Origin of the sequence: Duganella hordei (assembly GCF_040369125.1) — a bacterium.
GTDB classification, from domain to species: Bacteria; Pseudomonadota; Gammaproteobacteria; order Burkholderiales; family Burkholderiaceae_D; genus Rugamonas; species Rugamonas hordei.
Genome location: NZ_BPWI01000012.1, coordinates 185,584 through 200,097 on the forward strand (window position 1 = coordinate 185,584; position 14,514 = coordinate 200,097).

A 14,514-nucleotide genomic window follows, 5' to 3' on the forward strand; every position below is an offset into this window, starting at 1 on the left:
AGCAGCCCATGTCCGATATGGTGGTAGTGCGCAAGGAAGGCTTGTACTGCGTCCCCGGCCGGTTTTATATCGATCCATGGCGTCCAGTGGAGCGCGCCGTGATCACGCACGCCCATGGCGACCACGCGCGCGGCGGCCATCAGCACTATCTGACGGCGGCGCCCGGCGTGCGCGTTATGCAGTCGCGGCTGGGGCCGATCTCCGTCGATGGACTGGCCTACGGCGAGCGGGTCACGCACAACGGCGTGACGCTGTCGCTGCACCCGGCCGGCCATGTGCTGGGCTCGGCTCAGGTTCGCATGGAATACCAGGGCGAGGTCTGGGTGGCGTCCGGCGACTACAAGATCGAGTCCGACAGCACATGCGCGGCCTTTGAACCGGTGCGTTGCGACACCTTCATCACCGAATCGACCTTCGGCCTGCCGGTGTATCGCTGGCAGCCGGAGCGCGAGGTGTTTGCCGACATCAACGAATGGTGGCGCGCCAACGCCGGGCAGGGCCGCGCCAGCGTCATGCAATGCTACAGCTTCGGGAAGGCGCAACGGATATTGAGCGGACTCGATCCGTCCATCGGCCCCATCATCTGCCACGGCGCGGTGCAGGCCCTGAACCAGGTCTACCGTGACGAAGGCGTGGCGCTGCCGCCCACGGTGATGGTGACCGACGTGCCCAGGGATGCCATCGGCAGCTCCATCGTCATCGCGCCGCCGTCGGCGGCCGGGTCGCCGTGGATCAAGCGCTTCGGCGACTTCAGCGACGCCTTCGCCAGCGGCTGGATGCAGCTGCGCGGCGCGCGCCGGCGGCGCGGCGTCGACCGCGGTTTCGTGCTGTCCGACCATGCCGACTGGCCGGGGCTGATGCAGGCCATCGCCGCCACCGGCGCGCAGCGCGTGATCGTCACGCACGGCTCGATACCGGTGCTGGTGCGCTGGCTGCAGCAGCAGGGCTTGCAGGCAAGCGGCTTCGATACCGAATATGGCGACGACGAGGCGGACGAGTCTGTCGCAGCCCCGCCGGACGGAGGCAGCGATGCATGAATTCTCCCGTCTCTATGCGGAGCTTGACGAGACCACGGCCACCAGCCGCAAGCTGGCCGCGTTGCAGGCGTATTTTTCCAGCGCCGCGCCGCAGGACGCGGCCTGGGCCGTCTACTTCCTGGCCGGCGGCAAGCCGCGCCAGGCCGTGCCGACCAAGCTGCTGCGCCAGTACGCCATCGAATACTCGGGCCTGGACGACTGGCTGTTCGACGAGTGCTACCACGCCGTCGGCGACCTGGCCGAAACCATCGCGCTGATCCTGCCGCCGCCGTCCCAGCACAGCGGGATAGGCCTGGCCGACTGGATCGAGCTTGCCATCGCGCCCCTGCGCGGCGCCGCGCCGGAAGCGATCCGCGCCGCGTTGTTCCTGTACTGGGACCAGCTCGACACGCGCGAACGCTTCCTGCTGACCAAGCTGATCGGCGGCGGCTTCCGCGTCGGCGTGTCGCGTCTGCTGGTGACGCGCGCGCTGAGCGCCGTCGCCAAGGTGGACAGCAAGGTGCTGGCGCAACGCCTAATGGGCTGGACCGACGGCAGCGTCAGCCCGACGGCGGCCGGTTTCCTGCAACTGATCTCGGCCCACAGCGAGGACGAGCACGCGCAGCGCGGCGGCCAGCCCTATCCGTTCTTCCTCGCCCACGCGCTGGAGCGCGACCCCGCCATGCTGGGCCAACTGGCTGATTGGCAAGTCGAATGGAAGTATGACGGCATGCGCGCGCAACTGGTCAGCCGCGGCGGGCAGAACTGGATCTGGTCGCGCGGCGAGGACCTGATCACCGAACGCTTTCCCGAACTGGCGGCGCTGCGGTTGCCGGACGGCGTGGTGATCGACGGCGAGATACTGATCTGGAACGGCCACGCCCCGGCGCCGTTCGCCGACCTGCAGAAGCGCATGGGGCGCAAGCAGGTCTCGGCGCGGCTGCTGGGCGAGTTGCCGGCGGTGATGGTGGCCTACGACCTGCTGGAGCTGGATGGCCAGGACCTGCGCCACCTGCCGCAGTCCGGCCGGCGCCAGCTGCTGGAAAAGCTGGTGCGCAAGCTGCAGGGCGCGCCGCAGTTGCGCCTGTCGCCGCTGATCGCGGCGGAAAGCTGGGAACAGCTGGCGGAAATCCGCAACGAGTCGCGCGAGCGCGGCGTCGAGGGCATGATGTTGAAGGCTGTCGACGCGCGCTACGGCGTCGGCAGGACCAAGAGCGAGGGCACCTGGTGGAAATGGAAGATCGATCCCTACAGCGTGGACGCGGTGCTGATCTACGCGCAAAGCGGCCACGGGCGGCGCGCTTCGCTGTACACCGACTACACCTTTGCCGTGTGGGACGCCGATACCGACGGCGAGCGCAAGCTGGTGCCCTTCGCCAAAGCCTATTCCGGCCTGACCGACGCCGAGATCGCGCAGGTCGATACGGCCATCCGCAAGACGACGATAGAAAAATTCGGGCCGGTGCGCAGCGTCACGCCGAGCATGGTGTTCGAGATCGGCTTCGAAGGCATCGCCAGTTCGCCGCGCCACAAGTCCGGCATCGCCGTGCGCTTCCCGCGCATCCTGCGCCGGCGCGAGGATAAATCGATAGAGGATGCGGACACGCTCGACGTCTTGAAAAGCCTGCTGGCGGCGCCATGAAGGGCGAGGGGCCGTTCTACGTGCTGGCGGGCCATGTGCATCCGCTGTACCGCTTGCGCCGCGGCTGGGAGTTGCTGACGCTGCCATGCTTCCTGATCGGCGACACGCGCATGGTGCTGCCGTCGTTTGGCGCCTTTACCGGCGGCCACGCGGTGGCGACGCAACCTGCGGAGCGCATCGTTGTCAGCACTGGCGACGCGGTGTTCGAAGTGCCGGGCCCAGCGTAATTGAGTTTCGCTCAGGTGGGGAAACCGGTACCCGGAATGGTCCTACAGTGCTCACTGCACACGTCCTATATTGTGTGGCTGGGCTGTGCACTACGATGGCTGCTCCTGTGTAGCAAGCAGGCGACGCGATCAAAGGAGACCCATCATGGCGACGAATCAAGACAAGGATCAAAGTAAGGATCAAGGCAACAAGCAGGGCGGCAAATCCGGCAGCCAGCAAAGCGATACCAGCAAGCGCGGCTTCGCTTCCATGGATCCGGAACAGCAACGCGAGATAGCGGCTGAAGGCGGCCGCGCGGCGCATGAAAAAGGTACGGCGCACGAATTCACTTCGGAAGAGGCGCGCCGTGCCGGCAGCATGAGCCACAAGAACGATACGCGCAGCAGCCAAAGCAGCTCGCCCGGCAGCGCATCGCGCAGCGGTGGAAAAGCCGGCAGCGAGGAGGAAGACGAGGACCGCGGCAAGGGTAGCCGTGGCGGCTCATCGGGCGGCTCGGGCTCCAAGTCCTGACGCTTGATCCTCCCAGTGTTCAACGCTGAAAAACCTGCAGGCAAGCGCCTGCAGGTTTTTTTACAGGCAGATGGTGTGCCGGCCCACTTCCTGCGCAGGCTGGCCGGTGACGGCGGCCTTGGCGATATGCAGCAGCTGCTTCATCTTGCTGGAGCCTGCGTCCCAGTATTCGGCCGACTGTATCTTCAGGCGTATCAGCGCCAGATGCGGATCGTCCAGCCCTCCGGGGAACCAGCCGCGTGCCATAGGATTCCATAATTCCCGCGCCTTGGCGCGGTCCTTCAGCAGATAAGCCTGGCCATACACCGACAAATAGGTATGGTGCCCGGGGTCGGAGAAACTCACGTTGACGTTGGGATGCTGCTGCAAATCGTTGATGAAGCCCGCCTCGTCCGAGGTGATGAACCACATATTGCCTTCGTTGTCGATTTGCTGGGTGGTCAGCGGACGGCTGCTGAGCACATTGCTATCGTCGGTCGTGGTGAACATGCCGAAGCGCACACTCTTGATCTTGGCGGCAAGGGTGTTGATTTGTTCCTGGGTATAGAGCGGCATGATGCGCCTCCATGATAATAGTGGATGGATCAGGCTAACCTTAGCCTGTGCCGCCGCACGCTTCTGTACGGAACTGCACATAGCTTTACATTCGCGATACATGAAGGTGATTGACTTCGCAAATGATAATAATTATCATTTATGTTTGTTCGTAAAAGGAAACTGTGTGAGCGCACAAAACGCCAGCCGCGCTGTCTGGCTGAAGAACCTGCACCAATGGCACTGGATCAGCTCGGCAATGTGTTTGCTGGGAATGTTTCTGTTCAGCATTACCGGCATCACCCTGAACCATTCGTCGCAGATCGAGGCCAAGCCGGTCGTGGTGCGCAAGCAGGCGCAATTGCCGGCGCCGCTGACGGCGCAGCTGCGCGTGTATGCCCAGGCGCACGATGGCGCCAAGGATCCGTTGCCGGCCGCCGTCGAGCAATGGCTGAACGACACCTGGAGGGTGCAGGCCGGCGGCCGCCCCGCCGAATGGGCGGCCGATGAAGTCTACCTGCCGCTGCCCAAGGCCGGCGGCGACGCCTGGGTGCGCATCGCGCTGGAAGATGGCGCCACCGAATTCGAAAACACCGACCGCGGCTGGATCTCGTGGCTCAACGACGTGCACAAGGGGCGCAACACGGGCGCGGCCTGGAACTGGTTCATCGATATCTTTGCCGTGGCCTGCCTGGTGTTTTGCATCACCGGCCTGCTGATCCTCAAGTTCCATGCGGCGAACCGGCCGTTCACCTGGCCGATGGTGGGCCTGGGCATCCTGATTCCGTTTGTTATTGCGCTGCTGTTTATTCACTAAGTTTATACATTCTTTTTCGACAGGACCTTCATGAAATTACGCTATTCCATCGCACTGAGCCTGCCCCTGGCCAGCGCATCGGCCATGGCCGCCGACCTGGCGCTGAAACTCGACGTGCCGCAGCTGAACGTGGCGGAATATCATCGTCCCTACATCGCCGCGTGGCTGGAAAACGCCGACCAGAAAGTGGTCGCCAACCTGGCCGTGCTGTACGACGTCAAGAAGAAGGACAACGCCGGCACCAAGTGGCTCAAGGATGTGCGCCAGTGGTGGCGCAAGAGCGGCCGCGATGTCGAGATGCCGATGGACGGCGTCAGCGGCGCAACCAAGGCGCCGGGCGAGCATACGCTGACCATGTCGAAAGCCGCGCTGGACAAGCTGCCGGCGGGCCAGTACACGCTGCTGGTGGAAGCGGCGCGCGAAGCCGGCGGCCGCGAAGTGGTCAAGGTGCCGCTGCAATGGCCGCCGAAGTCGGCGCAGAACCTCACCGGCCAGGGCAAGGAAGAACTGGGCGCCGTGGTGGTACAACTCAAACCTTAAGGCGCCGCCATGTTCAAACTTAAACTGAATAAAACCCTGATCGCTTTGGCGCTGGCTGGTCTGTCGCTGAGCGCGCAGGCGCACAAGCCGTGGCTGCTGCCGTCGTCCACCAACGTCGAAGGCAAGGAAGCCTGGGTCACCGTCGATGCGGCTATCTCGGAAGGCCTGTTCGATATCGACCACCAGCCGCTGAAGCTGGACGGCATCGTCGTCACCGGCCCGGACGGCGGCAAGCTGGAGCTGCAGAACGTCAGCAACGGCAAGCTGCGCAACACCTTCGACCTGAAGCTGCCGGCGCCGGGCACCTACAAGATCGCGCTGGTGTCGCAAGGCGTGATGGGCAGCTACAAGAACAAGGAAGGCGAAATGAAGCGCTTCCGCGGCACCGAGGAATCGCTGGCCAAGGATGTGCCGTCCGACGCGACCGAGGTCAAGCTGTCGCGCATGCAGAGCCGCCTGGAGACTTTCGTTTCCACCGGCACGCCGGACATGGCGGTGTTCAAGCCGACCGGCGTCGGCCTGGAGCTGGTGCCGGTCACCCATCCCAACGACCTGCGCGCGGGCGAGAAAGCCACCTGGCGCTTCCTGCTGGACGGCAAGCCGGCGGCCAACCAGGCGTTCAGCCTGATTCCCGGCGGCGTGCGCTATCGCGGCACCTTGGGCGAAATCCGCAAGAGCACCGACGCCAAGGGCGAGATCACTTTCGATCTGCCGGCGGCGGGCATGTACCTGGTCAGCAGCGCGTGGCCGGCCGCCGCGCCGCAAACGCCGGGCCAGCCGCCGCAGATGGCGCCGCGCCGCGTCAGCTACGCGGCGACGGTGGAAATCCTGCCGCAATAAACAATAATGCGCCGGGTACTCCTGCCTCATATTATTTCCGAAGACCCGGCGCCGGCGGGCGGCGCGATCCGCGATTTTGCCGGCCGCAGCATGGGCACGAGCTGGTCGGTGCGGCTGGTGGCCGCGCCGGGCGACGCGCTGGCCCATATCGAGCAAGGGCTGCAGCTGCAGCTGGATTCCGTCGTGGCGGAGATGAGCCACTGGGAAGACGATTCCGACCTGGGCCGCTTCAACCGGTCCGCCGCCGGCAGCTGGCATGTGTTGCCGCCGGCGTTTTTCGATGTGCTGGCGTTTGCGATGGAGGTGGCGCGCGAGTCGGGCGGCGCCTGCGATCCTTGCGCCGGCGAACTGGTCAACCTGTGGGGCTTCGGCCCCCATGGACGCTTCGACCAGCCCGGTTTTACGCCGCCTTCGGGCGGGCGGATAGAAGCTGCGCTGGCCGCGCGGCCGGTGCTGCTTGAGCGCGAGGGAAGGCGAGCGTTGCAGCCGGGCGGCGTGCAGCTGGATCTGTCGGCCGTGGCCAAGGGTTACGGCGTGGACCGGTTGGCGTTTTATTTGAAGAGCCAGGGCATCCTGCATTTTCTGGTCGAGGTGGGCGGCGAGCTGCGCGGCGCCGGCGTCAAGCCCGATGGCCAGCCGTGGTGGGTGGCGCTGGAGCAGGTGCCGGGCATGGCGGCGGACGAACTGGTGCTGGCGCTGCACGGCCTGGCGGTGGCGACGTCGGGCGACTACCGGCGCTATTTCGAGCTCGATGGCCGGCGCTATTCGCACACCATCGACCCGCGCAACGGCATGCCGATCGCCAATGACCTTGCCTCGGTTACCGTTGTGCATCCACAATGCATGGCCGCCGACGCCTGGTCCACCGCGCTGACCGTGCTGGGCGCCGAACAAGGACTGCGGCTGGCCGAGCGCCTTGGCCTGGCGGCCCGCTTTGTCGCGCGCGGCGGCGCCGAACACCTGAGCACCCACTTACGAAACATGCTGGACGAATGATCTGGACCAACGACCCCACCCGATTGATGCTGGTAGCCAGCCTTGCGATGAGCTATGGGCTGGTTTGCCTGGCGCCTTACCTGCGCACGCGCCGCAAGCGCGAAGCGGCGCAGCGCGCCAAAGATGAAGCGGCCGCGTCACCAGGCTGGATCATCGCCTATGCCAGCCAGACCGGCAACGCCGAAGAACTGGCCGGACAGACTCTGGCCACGCTGCGCCTGGCAGGCATTCCCGCGCAACTGAGCGAGCTGTCGGAATTGCATGCGGCCGACCTGCAGCGCGCCGAACGCATCCTGTTCCTCGTCAGCACCTACGGCGAAGGCGACGCGCCGGATGCCGCCGCGCATTTCGCCGGCCGCCTGATGACCGGAAACCTGCCGCTGCCGCAACTGCATTACGCCGTGCTGGCGCTGGGCGACAGCGCTTACGCCCAGTTCTGCGGCTTCGGCCGCGCGCTCGATCAGTGGCTGCAGGCGCAGGGGGCGCAAAGCTTGTTCCCGCGCATCGAAGTCAATCGCAGTTCGGCCGCCGCGATCGGTGCATGGCGCCAGCAGCTCAGCCATCTGGCCGGCACCAGCGACGCGCCGGACTGGAGCGCGCCGGCCTTCGATAACTGGCGATTGGCTGGACGCGTGCTGCTCAATCCCGGCAGCGCCGGCGCGCCGGTCTACCATCTGGAACTGGAACCGCAGAGCGGGGAACCGGCCGACTGGCAGTCCGGCGACCTGGTGCAGATTGCCGCGCCGGCCGACGCCGAGCGTCCGCGCGAATATTCGATCGCCTCGATTCCGGCGGATGGCCGCGTGCACCTGCTGGTGCGCCTGCACAGCCATGAGGACGGCAGCCATGGTGTCGCCTCGGGCTGGCTGACGCGGCAGGCCGACATCGGCGCGACGATACAGCTGCGGCTGCGCCAGCATCGCCGCTTCCGCCTGGAAGACAACGCGGCGCGGCCTTTGATCCTGATCGGCAACGGCAGCGGCATCGCCGGACTGCGCGGCCATCTGAAGGCGCGCGCGCTGGCGGGGCAGGGCCGCAACTGGCTGCTGTTCGGCGAGCGCAACGAAGCCCACGACTACCACTATCGCGAGGAGCTGCAAGCATGGCGGCAGGCCGGCATGCTGGAACAACTGGACATGGTGTTCTCGCGCGACCAGGCCCAGCGCCGCTACGTGCAGGACAGCCTGGTCGAGCACGCCGGGGCGGTGCGCGGCTGGATCGACGATGGCGCCGCCATCTATGTGTGCGGCAGCCTGGACGGCATGGCCGGCGGCGTCGACGAGGCGCTGGCCGCCATCCTGGGCCGCGAGCGGCTGGACCAGCTGGCCGCCGCCGGCCGCTACCGGCGCGACGTTTATTGACCGTCTATTGACGCGCGTTCCGCATCGTCGTCTTTACTCTGCGCCGGCTTGTTCGAGGCCGCGCGCCAGGCTGGAGATGCTGGGATTGTCGATGAAGACGCAGCGCTTGCCGTTGCGCTTGCAGTAGTCCTTGACCCGCCAGTATGCGCTGTGGCTGATGCAGCCGGTCTGGCAGATCACCAGGTCGGCCGCCGCCAGGCTGGCGTCGAGGCGGTTGGCGTTGTCCTCCAGGCCGCCGTCGTGGTGCGAGAACTGCGCGCCTTCGCGTTCGATCAGTTCGCGGTAGGTGGCGACGTTGCCGCTGCGCCCGCCCACGCACAGCACCGAGCGGTCGCTCAGGCGCAGGGGCATTTTCATCACGTGCTCGACGACCTGGCGAGTCTCTTCTTGTATCGGCGCTGCCGGTTCGGCGGCACGCATCGCTTCCACTTTCAGCTCGACGATCTGGTTGCGCAGCGCGCGTTCGCGCTCCTCCATCTGCGCCAGCCTCTCGGCCAGCTTGGCGCGCGATTCCAGGCCGGGGATGGATGCGCGCAACTGCTCCAGCTCCGTCCGCAGCGAATCGATCATGCTGTCCTTGCCGACCGCCTGCGCACGCAGCTGCATCAATTGCACGGCGTGCCTTTCGGCGTCGGCGGTCTTTTCCGCCAACAACGCGGCGCCGCGCTGTTGCGCCTTGTTCAGGTCGTGCGCCAGGCGCGCGTTCTCGGCCAGCGTGGCGTTGAACTTGCCGATATCTGCACGCACGCAGGCGCCAGCCTGGTGCTGCACCATGTGCAGGTCGCGGCACATCTGCTCTTCCAGCTCGGCGCTGCAGCGCGGATGCGTGAGGCCGGCCCAGAACGCGCCGGCCACGTCGCCGTTGGCGACGGCGACGCGCCACATCGCGGCCACCTGTTCGGTGGTCTTGGCGGCACGGAAGCGCAGCAGCACGGCGGCATAGCGGCGCTCCAGCTCCTTCTGCAGCGCCTCGGACAAGCGGTTGCGGCTGCCGCACTCGGTGACGGCGCCCACGTGCACTTCATAATCGTCGGCCACCACCTTGCCGGACGTGACTTTGTCCACCAGCTTGCGCAGCACGCCCAGCGGAAAACCTACGCCGACCAGCGGGCAATGGCAGGCGTGACTCAGTTCCCACAGCCGGCGGCGGCGCGAGGCCTGGGTGTCATCGTTGGGCTGGAACATGGCAGCCGGCGTATCGTGTTTGTCGCACATGGCCGGCTCCTACGCGGTGGCCGGCGCGGTGCGGGCGCGCGCCATGATGCGGCTGAGGAAATTGCTCTTTTCCTGCAACTGCATATTGCGCTCGACCACCTGTGCCCATTGCTCGGACAACTGCTGGCAGGTGGCTGTCAGCACCGGCGCCAGGTCGGGCAGGCCGGCCAGCGCTTTCAGGTGGCGCTCGATCACGGAGGCCAGCTTGACGCAGCCGCCGGCGTCGTCGCTGCCGGCGGTGTAGTGCGACATCAGATGCAGCACGGCGGACAGCATCAGTTCTGGATTGTGCCCGCCCTGCGAGGGCGCGAGAAAAATCGGATTGCTACGGTCTATGGCCATCAAACGCTCCTTGGTTCGAAAGGGGAGTCTGGCTGGCGGTGTGGCTGGCTAATCAGGGGAGTGGGCGCGGCGGCGCCCGGGTACGCGATCAAACGCGCCTGGTCAGGCGGTCAAAATCAGCTTGTTGAGCTGGGTGATGCGCAAGCGGTAAATCCGCCCCGCATGTTCGATTTCGACCTCGCGCCCACCGTCCATCAGGCCGGCGCTGCTGATGCGCTTGACCGGCGCCACGGCGTGCGCGGTGGCGCTGGCGGCGGGACTGGCGGCGATTGCCGGTGGCGTGGCGGGCAGGGTGATGGGCATAGTCTCTCTTCCTTAAATAAGAATGATTCGCATTTGTATTCATTATTGAGGAAGGCGGAACGGAATGCAAGCCTTATTTGGCTATCGTGCGGGCTGCGCGCGGAGGTGGGACAAAAAAAGACCCAGCTGGGAGGCCGGGCCGAAGGCTGGGTAAATTTGTCGGACTGCGCTGTGGGCTGCGCGGCTACAGCGCTGCCAGCAACTGTCCCGGAGGCACCGCTTCGCTGCCCTTGGTCTTGGCGGCCGCCAGTTGCTTGGCGCGGGTACGGGACGGCGGCAGGCGGCGCAGAGTTTTCAGAGCCTCCGGATCCTTGATGCCGATGGTGCGTTGATCGACGCTGATCAGGCCGATCTCGTTGAAAGCCGACAGCGTGCGGCTCACCGTTTCCAGGGTCAGGCCCAGGTAGCTGCCGATTTCATGGCGCGTCATGCGCAGGTTGAACAGTTTGCTGGAATAGCCCATCTGGGCGAAGCGCTCCGCCAGCGACACCAGGAAACGCGCCACGCGGGCCTCGGCGCTGAGCGCGCCCAGCATGCCGATCATCGCCTGTTCGCGCACCAGTTCGCGGCTCATGACGCCGTACATCATATTCTCCAGTTCAAGATGGACTCTTCCTAACGCTGTCAGTTTTTTGAACGGCAGCAGTATCAGGTCGCAATCGGACAATGCCACGGCCTCTGAGGAATAATGACGGGTGTGGATGCCGTCCACGCCTAGCATATCGCCCTTCATCGGAAAGCTGAGCACCTGCTCATTGCCGAACTCGTCGATCAGCACGGTTTTCAGAAAACCGGAGTTGACGATGTACAAGGTATCGAAGGGTTGGCCGATGGTGTGGATGCGCTGGCCGGTCTTGAACTGAACGTGCTGGAACAGCAGTTCTTCCGTGGTGACCGAGCAGGCCGCCGGTATATGCAGCAGGTCGCAGACTTCCTTCAGGTTCGACCAGAGCCGCCCCTGACGCTGGCGGCCCGCTTCCATCGACGAGGACTGCATCGTCGTGGTGGTGGCTGGACGAATTTCAGACGTATGCGTAGACAGCATGTTGTTCTCCTGTGTACAGGTATTGCTTTTCGAATGGAAGGGAACTGGGGTGTGCCGCGTTGCTTTGTTTCCTGTTGGTTTGTCATGCGGCACCGTGCTGCGGATCTTGTAGCTGTGCAGCAAAATCGTATGGTTTCAGTATGCCAACGGAGGGGGGAGATAGATATCAGCAATGGCTGAATATGCGCGTAGGAGCTAGCGCAGGATTGTAGGAGTACTCCTACTGATCCGGTCGGAGGTCAGGTTTTGAACGGGGATAACAAGCGGTGCGCGACAGCATATTGCACCATTTCGGACAGGGAATTCATGCCCATTTTCTGCATAATCCGGGTTTTATGCGTGCTGACGGTTTTAACGCTCAGATGCAGGCTGTTGGCGATTTCAGTGATCGACTTTCCCGCGACCAATAAAGAAAACACTTCAAACTCGCGGTCCGACAGCTGCTTATGCAACAGGCTCTCGTTCGGCATCATGATGTTCAAGGCCAGCTGCTCGGCCACTTCGGTGCTGATGTAGGGCCGGCCGGAAGCGACCTTGCGGATCGCGCCGACCAGCTGGGTGCCGGCGCTTTCCTTGGTCAGATAGCCCTGGGCGCCGGCACGGATGGCGCGCACCGCGTACTGTTCTTCCTCGTGCATGGTCAGGATCAGGATGGCGAGCTTGGGCGCCTCCGCCTTGATCTGGCGGATCAGGTCGACGCCGCTGCGGCCGGGCATCGACAAATCGAGCAGCAGCAGGTCGAACCCGCCCTGTCGCACGTGGCCCAGCACCTCGAAGCCATCGATGGCCTCCCCCACGATATCGATGTCCGGCGCGCCATCGAGTATGCGCTTGAGACCTTCGCGCATGATGGTGTGGTCGTCGGCGATGACAATTCGAATCATAAGGGCTGCTATAAAAAGTGATTAATGGTATTTATGGTTGTGCTTGAGCTAAGCTTATTATCTTACTATAAAAAGCATCTGATATGCGCTTTTTATTTGCCTGGCTCCTTGATGAGGCGGTGAACCAGCACAGGAATTTTGGCATGTGACAATACCTTGTTGGTTACACTGCCCAGCAACAATTGGCCCCAGCCGCTGCGGCCGTGCGAGCCCATGAAGATCAGGTCGCAATGGTGTTTTTCCGCCACGTCGACGATCTTCAGCGCCGCGCTTTCGGCAAACACCGTCATTGCCTCGCAGGGAACGGCGCGGCGCGCGCAGGAATCGACCACGTCCTGCGTGTGCTCCTTGCCCGCTCGCAGCATCGAGGCCCGGTATTCCTCCTCGCTGGGGTAGCTGGGAGGAATGATTTCCACATAGATCGGGTACTGGTATTCCGGCGCTACAAACAGCACCAGCACCTCTGCCTTCATCTGCTCGGCAAAAGCGACCCCGGCACAGGCGGTTTTACTGGATACGGCCGAACCGTCGGTGGTGATCAAGATTTTCCGGTACATGGCGAACCTCCTTTTCAAACCAACGCGCTACTTTAATTGTAGTCGCGATTTACATTATTATTAGTCTGGAAATACTTGATGTTTATCAAATAAATCCGCTTTATCCCATGGTACTAGTGTCGGCTTTCATACTTTTTACCGCCTTTTTTTGCATAGGGGCACTACTTTTGTGTCTCAAGGCGTGTTTTGACGATGTATCCGATGTTAGTATCTCCAAATACAACGAAACTTGGCCAGCACCCGGAGCGCAGGGCAGGCTAGCCGACTCTGGGATTGAATAATCTGGCTGCGCCCTGCTACACTCGGGTACGTGCGTTATATTGCCAAGCTGCATCAATGGCATGCAAGTTTCGGGCAGCAATTTTACAAATTATGGAGAAGCAGGGATTATGACCAACGCCGCTGATGATTTCGACGCATTATTTGATGAAGTGTCTGCTCAGAGCAAGACCGCAGCGCCCGCTCCAGCGCCTGCCCCCGCACCAGCCGCCGCGGAAGACGACCTGGAAAGCCTGTTTGACGAAGTCTCTTCGGCCACACTGGCCCCCGCTCCCGTAGCCGCTCCGGCTCCGGCCGCCGCGGTTGCTCCCGCCGCCGGCGAAGCCGCGGCCGACGGCGAAGACAAGCCGATGTTCGAACGCCTTGGCGGCATCGTCCGCCTGCTGCACGATTCGCTGCGCGAACTGGGCTACGACAAGGCGCTGACCGAGGCGTCGTCGCAAATCAACGACGCCCAGGACCGCCTCGAGTACGTCGCCACGCTGACCGAGCAAGCCGCCAACAAGGTGCTCAACACCTTGGACGAGGGCATGCCGGAGCAGGACTCGCTGTCGAAAAAATCCAAGGACATGGAAAACCGCTGGGCCGACCTGTTCGCCGGCAAGCTGAGCCTGGAGCAGTTCAAGCAACTGGCGGGTGACTCGCAGGCGTTTGCGGTGGCCGTGTCGGCCGCCACCGAGGCCGAAAAAGCCCGTTTGCTGGAAATCATGATGGCCCAGGATTTCCAGGACATCACCGGCCAACTGATCAAGAAAGTCGTGAACATCACCAAGACGGTGGAGCACGAACTGGCAGAACTGCTGCGCGACAATGCGCCGCCGGCGGTACGCGAGAAAATCGCGCAAAAAGAAGTGTCTCTGATGTCCGGCCCATCGGCTCCGACCGTAGCGCTGAACCAGGACAATGTCGACGACCTGCTTGCTGATCTGGGATTCTAATGGACGATATGCTCAAGGATTTCGTCGTCGAGGCGATGGATCTTGCGGTCAACGTTGAAGAGCATCTGCTGCGGCTCGAACGCGACCCGGACAACAAAGAGACGCTGAACGCGGTGTTCCGCTCGTTCCACACCATCAAGGGCGGCGCCGGCTTCATGGGCCTGCCTGCGATGGTGGCGGCGTGCCACCTGACGGAAAACCTGTTCGACGCGCTGCGCACCGGCGCCGCGCCGGTGACGCCGATCGCGATCGAGGCGGCGCTGCAGGCGTCCGGCTTCGTGGCCGACCAGCTCGCCGAACTGAACAACGGTGCCGAACCGGACAGCCTGCCGGCGATGCCGAAGGATCTGGAAATCATCCTGACCGACGCCATCGAAGGCAAGACCAGCTCCGCCGCGCCCAAGGCAGCCGCCCCGGCGCCCGCGCCTGCGGCCGCCGCGCCGGTCGCCGCCGCGGCAGCCCCCGCC

Annotated in this window: 18 protein-coding genes; 11 read left to right on the forward strand and 7 right to left on the reverse strand. The window is 63.9% G+C overall.

The window, feature by feature from the left end; translation table 11 throughout:
• The first annotated feature begins 8 nt into the window (after positions 1-8).
• From ABWW33_RS24290 to ABWW33_RS24305, 4 genes are all read left to right on the forward strand, one after another.
• Positions 9-1,037 carry a ligase-associated DNA damage response exonuclease gene (locus ABWW33_RS24290; protein ID WP_353404080.1) on the forward strand — a complete coding sequence of 343 codons (1,029 nt, stop codon included), beginning with the start codon at positions 9-11 and terminating at the stop codon, positions 1,035-1,037.
• Positions 1,030-2,658: an ATP-dependent DNA ligase gene (locus tag ABWW33_RS24295; protein WP_353404081.1), complete on the forward strand. Its 1,629-nt coding sequence runs from the start codon at positions 1,030-1,032 to the stop codon at positions 2,656-2,658. The genes ABWW33_RS24290 and ABWW33_RS24295 overlap by 8 nt, the downstream gene beginning before the upstream one ends.
• Positions 2,655-2,885: a metallophosphoesterase family protein gene (locus ABWW33_RS24300; protein ID WP_353404082.1), complete on the forward strand. Its 231-nt coding sequence runs from the start codon at positions 2,655-2,657 to the stop codon at positions 2,883-2,885. The genes ABWW33_RS24295 and ABWW33_RS24300 overlap by 4 nt, the downstream gene beginning before the upstream one ends.
• 145 nt (positions 2,886-3,030) lie before the next feature.
• Entirely contained in the window at positions 3,031-3,396 is a 366-nt protein-coding gene (locus ABWW33_RS24305; protein WP_176654427.1) for a KGG domain-containing protein, read from the forward strand.
• A gap of 60 nt (positions 3,397-3,456) precedes the next feature.
• Here ABWW33_RS24305 and ABWW33_RS24310 read toward each other — a convergent pair whose 3' ends face one another.
• Positions 3,457-3,951 carry a pyridoxamine 5'-phosphate oxidase family protein gene (locus tag ABWW33_RS24310; RefSeq protein WP_176654428.1) on the reverse strand — a complete coding sequence of 165 codons (495 nt, stop codon included), beginning with the start codon at positions 3,949-3,951 and terminating at the stop codon, positions 3,457-3,459.
• 166 nt (positions 3,952-4,117) lie between these two features.
• Here ABWW33_RS24310 and ABWW33_RS24315 point away from each other — a divergent pair, with 166 nt between their 5' ends.
• The 5 genes from ABWW33_RS24315 to ABWW33_RS24335 are packed head-to-tail and all read left to right on the forward strand — an operon-like array spanning position 4,118 to position 8,484.
• Positions 4,118-4,747: a PepSY-associated TM helix domain-containing protein gene (locus tag ABWW33_RS24315; protein ID WP_353404083.1), complete on the forward strand. Its 630-nt coding sequence runs from the start codon at positions 4,118-4,120 to the stop codon at positions 4,745-4,747.
• Between the two features lie 30 nt (positions 4,748-4,777).
• Positions 4,778-5,287, forward strand: a complete 510-nt coding sequence (locus ABWW33_RS24320) for a DUF2271 domain-containing protein (RefSeq protein WP_353404084.1) — start codon at positions 4,778-4,780, stop codon at positions 5,285-5,287.
• Positions 5,288-5,296: 9 nt separating this feature from the next.
• Entirely contained in the window at positions 5,297-6,127 is an 831-nt protein-coding gene (locus tag ABWW33_RS24325) for a DUF4198 domain-containing protein (protein ID WP_353404085.1), read from the forward strand.
• 6 nt (positions 6,128-6,133) lie between these two features.
• Positions 6,134-7,123, forward strand: coding sequence for an FAD:protein FMN transferase (locus ABWW33_RS24330; RefSeq protein ID WP_353404086.1), 990 nt, complete (start codon positions 6,134-6,136; stop codon positions 7,121-7,123).
• Positions 7,120-8,484, forward strand: coding sequence for a sulfite reductase subunit alpha (locus ABWW33_RS24335; protein WP_353404087.1), 1,365 nt, complete (start codon positions 7,120-7,122; stop codon positions 8,482-8,484). Before ABWW33_RS24330 ends, ABWW33_RS24335 begins: the two co-directional genes overlap by 4 nt.
• 33 nt (positions 8,485-8,517) lie before the next feature.
• On the opposite strand, the gene ABWW33_RS24340 is transcribed toward ABWW33_RS24335, so the two are convergent.
• The 6 genes from ABWW33_RS24340 to ABWW33_RS24365 all read right to left on the reverse strand — a co-directional run bounded on the left by ABWW33_RS24340 (position 8,518) and on the right by ABWW33_RS24365 (position 12,830).
• Positions 8,518-9,699 (reverse strand): DUF2325 domain-containing protein, encoded by a 1,182-nt coding sequence (locus ABWW33_RS24340; protein WP_353404088.1) that lies wholly within the window; start codon positions 9,697-9,699, stop codon positions 8,518-8,520.
• Positions 9,700-9,708: 9 nt separating this feature from the next.
• A complete protein-coding gene (locus ABWW33_RS24345) occupies positions 9,709-10,041 on the reverse strand; it encodes a hypothetical protein (RefSeq protein ID WP_353404089.1) in 333 nt (110 codons plus the stop codon).
• A gap of 102 nt (positions 10,042-10,143) precedes the next feature.
• Positions 10,144-10,344: a hemin uptake protein HemP gene (hemP, locus tag ABWW33_RS24350; protein WP_353404090.1), complete on the reverse strand. Its 201-nt coding sequence runs from the start codon at positions 10,342-10,344 to the stop codon at positions 10,144-10,146.
• A gap of 184 nt (positions 10,345-10,528) precedes the next feature.
• A complete protein-coding gene (locus ABWW33_RS24355) occupies positions 10,529-11,326 on the reverse strand; it encodes a Crp/Fnr family transcriptional regulator (RefSeq protein ID WP_176654503.1) in 798 nt (265 codons plus the stop codon).
• 302 nt (positions 11,327-11,628) lie between these two features.
• Positions 11,629-12,273, reverse strand: a complete 645-nt coding sequence (locus ABWW33_RS24360; protein ID WP_090314830.1) for a response regulator — start codon at positions 12,271-12,273, stop codon at positions 11,629-11,631.
• A gap of 92 nt (positions 12,274-12,365) precedes the next feature.
• Complete coding sequence (locus tag ABWW33_RS24365) at positions 12,366-12,830, reverse strand: universal stress protein (RefSeq protein WP_176654437.1); 465 nt, start codon at positions 12,828-12,830, stop codon at positions 12,366-12,368.
• Positions 12,831-13,219: 389 nt separating this feature from the next.
• On the opposite strand from ABWW33_RS24365, the gene ABWW33_RS24370 reads away from it, so the two are divergent.
• The gene (locus ABWW33_RS24370) at positions 13,220-14,047 is read left to right on the forward strand and encodes a protein phosphatase CheZ (RefSeq protein WP_353404091.1); all 828 of its coding nucleotides are present in this window, start codon (positions 13,220-13,222) and stop codon (positions 14,045-14,047) included.
• Positions 14,047-14,514, forward strand: a 468-nt coding sequence (locus ABWW33_RS24375; RefSeq protein WP_353404092.1) for an Hpt domain-containing protein, incomplete at its 3' end; no start/stop codon positions are given. The genes ABWW33_RS24370 and ABWW33_RS24375, both read left to right, overlap by 1 nt.